The 3,328-nt window shown below is 63.7% G+C and carries 6 protein-coding genes; 3 read left to right on the top strand and 3 right to left on the bottom strand.

Annotated features, from left to right (window positions below; all coding sequences use genetic code 11):
* Both EN925_RS28930 and EN925_RS28935 read left to right on the top strand, forming a co-directional pair.
* On the top strand, window positions 1-501 hold a 501-nt coding region (locus tag EN925_RS28930), incomplete at its 5' end, for a DUF1214 domain-containing protein (protein ID WP_128337106.1).
* Complete coding sequence (locus tag EN925_RS28935) at window positions 494-1,063, top strand: DUF1254 domain-containing protein (protein WP_127370118.1); 570 nt, start codon at window positions 494-496, stop codon at window positions 1,061-1,063. The genes EN925_RS28930 and EN925_RS28935, both read left to right, overlap by 8 nt.
* Before the next feature lie 139 nt (window positions 1,064-1,202).
* Here the strand turns inward: EN925_RS28935 and EN925_RS28940 are convergent, their stop codons facing one another.
* On the bottom strand, window positions 1,203-1,391 hold the full coding sequence (locus EN925_RS28940) for a hypothetical protein (protein ID WP_013532653.1): 189 nt from the start codon (window positions 1,389-1,391) through the stop codon (window positions 1,203-1,205).
* 187 nt (window positions 1,392-1,578) lie between these two features.
* On the opposite strand from EN925_RS28940, the gene EN925_RS28945 reads away from it, so the two are divergent.
* A complete protein-coding gene (locus tag EN925_RS28945) occupies window positions 1,579-2,616 on the top strand; it encodes a hypothetical protein (RefSeq protein WP_164753794.1) in 1,038 nt (345 codons plus the stop codon).
* Here EN925_RS28945 and EN925_RS28950 read toward each other — a convergent pair.
* Window positions 2,594-2,941, bottom strand: a complete 348-nt coding sequence (locus EN925_RS28950) for a DUF1491 family protein (protein ID WP_013532655.1) — start codon at window positions 2,939-2,941, stop codon at window positions 2,594-2,596. The two genes, EN925_RS28945 and EN925_RS28950, sit on opposite strands and share 23 nt — an antisense overlap.
* Before the next feature lie 69 nt (window positions 2,942-3,010).
* Window positions 3,011-3,328: peptidoglycan-binding domain-containing protein (locus EN925_RS28955; RefSeq protein ID WP_164894454.1), on the bottom strand; the 318-nt coding region annotated here is incomplete at its 5' end.

A 3,328-nucleotide genomic window follows, 5' to 3' on the forward strand; every position in this document is an offset into this window, starting at 1 on the left:
GTCCAGGATGGCGTCGGCGCCATCCGGATCGGTCAATGGACAGCCTTTCCCGATATCGGCACGCCGTCCGCCGATCCTTATTCCAAGGCTCGCGTGGCGCGCGAGGGCGTGCTTGCACTCGGCCGTGCCGAGGGGCTGTCCTTCGTCGCCGAGCGAGACACGGGCGGCGCCGAGCTCAAGCGCGAATGCACCTACACCATCGAGGGCGGATTTCCGACGGCGCGGTTCTGGACGCTCTACGCCGCCGACCAGTCGCTCAGCGTGGTCGAGACCGGCAAATCCCGGCTGGCGGCGCTGCAATCCTACGGGGTGGTGCGCCAGCCCGACAATTCGGTGATCATTTCCGCCGGCCATCACCCGATGCCCGGCAATTGGCTGCTGACAGACGGCTTCGGCAGGATGTATTTCGTGCTGACCTTCTACGACACGCCAATCGCCAGCAGCACGGGCCTGTCGGACGTCTCGCTGCCGCGGATCGTCAAGGTCGGCTGCAATGCGTAGTTTTTACGCTGCGACGCGCGGACTTCTGCATGCCGTCCTGCTCGGCTTGCTCGGTGCCGGCATCGTGCACATCGCCGTGCTGCTGCTGGTGCCTGAGTTTTCCGAGCGCGATGCCTGGTCGCGGCTGTCAATGGCGTCGGACCTCTACAAGATGACGCGGCTCGATGCCGAGGCCGGTGGCGCGCCCGTGGTGAAATCCGTCGATCCGCTGTTTTATGCGACGGCCTGCCGGTTCGACCTGGGCGAAGGTTTGGTCCGCGTCAAGGCACCTGGACATGTCCCGTTCTGGTCGGTGTCGGTCTATGACCGCAGCGGCCACAACATCTATTCCTTCAACGACCACACAGCGACCGGCGGCGTTCTGGATGCCGTGGTGCTGACCCCGGCGCAGATGATCGACGTGCGCAAGGACCTTCCAGAGGATCTTCAGGGGGCGATCTTCGTCGAAGCGCCGATCGAGGAAGGCATCTTCGTCATCCGTGCCTTCGTCCCCGATGACAGCTGGAAGCCGATCGTGTCGCGCTTCTTCGAACAGAGTTCCTGTGAGTTGCAGGACTTCTAGAGCGTGTCGCGTCTGAACGGATTCAGACGACCCGCTTTAGGTCTTTGTTTTCATGCATGTCGTTCTCCAAAACCGAGGTCACTTTTGGGCGACATGCACTAGACATGATCCCGGACCAAAGGTCCGTGGCCGCCGAAACTCAGTGGTGCGGGACCGGCTTCGTCCCTGGCGACCCCGTCTTGTCGGGATCGACCGGCCGCACTTCGCCGGCATGCGACCGCTCATAGCGGATGCCGGGAAAGATGATCACCGCCGCCGGCATTTCGGCGGTTTGCTTTGCTCTGGTGTTTGGTGCCGTACGCGGCACGAAAGACAGTACCATGCCCATGGTTCGCGCATTCCTCTCGGTTTCCCCGGAGCACAACGCAACGCCTCCAAATGTCATTAAGGCCGGCAGAGGGTTAACGGAACGCTAACGGATCGTCGCTAACTTGATCTTTGTTCTTGGCGCTCGCAAAACCGGCACAGTCCCGGTCGAGCGCGCCAAGCTTGTGACGAGTACGGGCGTATCCTTCGTGTCATCTTCGGACTTCAGGCAAATCGCGGTAAGAAAAGACTCGGGAAAGGCCGAAAGGCTGTTCCGCGCCGCAGTGTCGGCGTTCTGCTCGCTCACCCGCCCTTCACGCCGCGAGATCGGCCAACTCGAAGACCTGACGCTGCCGCTGTTCAATGACGTGTCCGTCGAATCCCGCCGTTACGTGGCAGCCGCCCTTTCCGAATGCGAATACGCACCCGCCGCCCTGGTGCGCCGTCTTTGCGAGGAACCGGTCGACATTGCCGCGCCGCTGCTCATCCGCTCACGCGCCGTCAGCGACATCGATCTCATCGCCCTGATCGGGCGGCATGGCCTGCCGCATGCGCGTGCCATCGCGCGCCGCAAGGGCTTGAACTCGACCATTGCTGACCTGATCAGGGCCCTCGAGAGGCCAACCCTGGTGCGCGCGCCGGACCCGGATGCGAACGCCGCCGCGGCAGACAAGATCGCGCCAGCGAGCGCGGATACCGCCTCCGGCGAGCCAGCCCGGGAACAGACACTCGGCATCGCGGCCGAGAATGCACGGCGCAGGCTGCGCTCGATGATGCGCACCGGCGACGAGAAGACAGCGAGGACCGCCGACCCTTTCAAGGGCGCCGACACCTATATGAAATTGCGCGAGACAGCGCTGACGGGAAACGCCGCGTTCTTCCAGACCGCTCTCGCCGATGCACTCGACATCGATTTCGAGATCGCGCGATCGCTCACCGCCAACCAGAATTATGCCTCGCTGCTTGTCGCCTTGCGCTCGCTCGACCTCAGCGAAGACAGGGCCTTCCTGGTCACGGTTGCCGTCTATCCCAGCCAGTTCCCGCACCCGCAGGCTATCCGGACTTTCCTCGACCGCTACCGGCTGCTGCATCGCGAGGCGGCCCAGGACAAGATGCGGTCGTGGAGAGCGGAAATCCTTTCAAGGGTGGTTCGCGGCGCAGCACCTGCCAACAGCGATACACGCACCGCTTCGAACAGCGACGATGCGGCGGCTTCGTCCGGCCTCAGGGCGTCTTCACGGAAATAAGCTCCTCGACGGGCACGGCACCGGCCTCGATTTCGACCACCCAGATGTCGGGATCGAATTTTTTCTCCCGTTCCAGCCTGGCTTCGAGCACCGCGGGATCGTCACCAGCTCCGAGCAGAGTGAAAAACCGGTCGTCGGGCTTGGCCGAATCATAGCTTGTCTGCGGCGCCGGCCCGAACAGGGCAACCTCACCCAGCCTGCCCCGCGCCAGCACGAACACAGCGCCGGCCTCGGTCGCGCCACGCTTGACCACGGCGGCAAATCCACCGGCGCCGAAAATCCGGCGCAACAGGGCCGAAACCCACAGATCCGATGTGACGCGCATGAGAGAGCTCCCGAAACTGCCGGTTCTCTATCGATATTTCCGCCGCTCGGCGAGCCGTCGTTTCGGCCGTCAGTTGGTCAGGCCGATCTCGCGCATCTTGACGTAGACGATCTCATCGGGCTCGCCGGTCTGCGGCAGCCCGAACAGCGACTGGAATTCCTTGATCGCCGCCTTCGTGCGCGCGCCGACGACACCATCCAGCTGCATGTCGTCATTGCCGAACGCCTTGAGCCCGGCCTGGATCTTGACGATGCGGGCATCGGGCGCTTGCGTCGCGGCATCCGCCTGCCCGGAATTTGTCTGTCCCGAACCTGTCTGCAAAGACACCGGAACGGCGGCCGGCATATCCGGGCGCGGCTGCGGCCTGGGCACGACGGAAGCTGTCTT

Source organism: Mesorhizobium sp. M7A.F.Ca.US.006.04.2.1, assembly GCF_004022915.1.
GTDB lineage: Bacteria > Pseudomonadota > Alphaproteobacteria > Rhizobiales > Rhizobiaceae > Mesorhizobium > Mesorhizobium ciceri.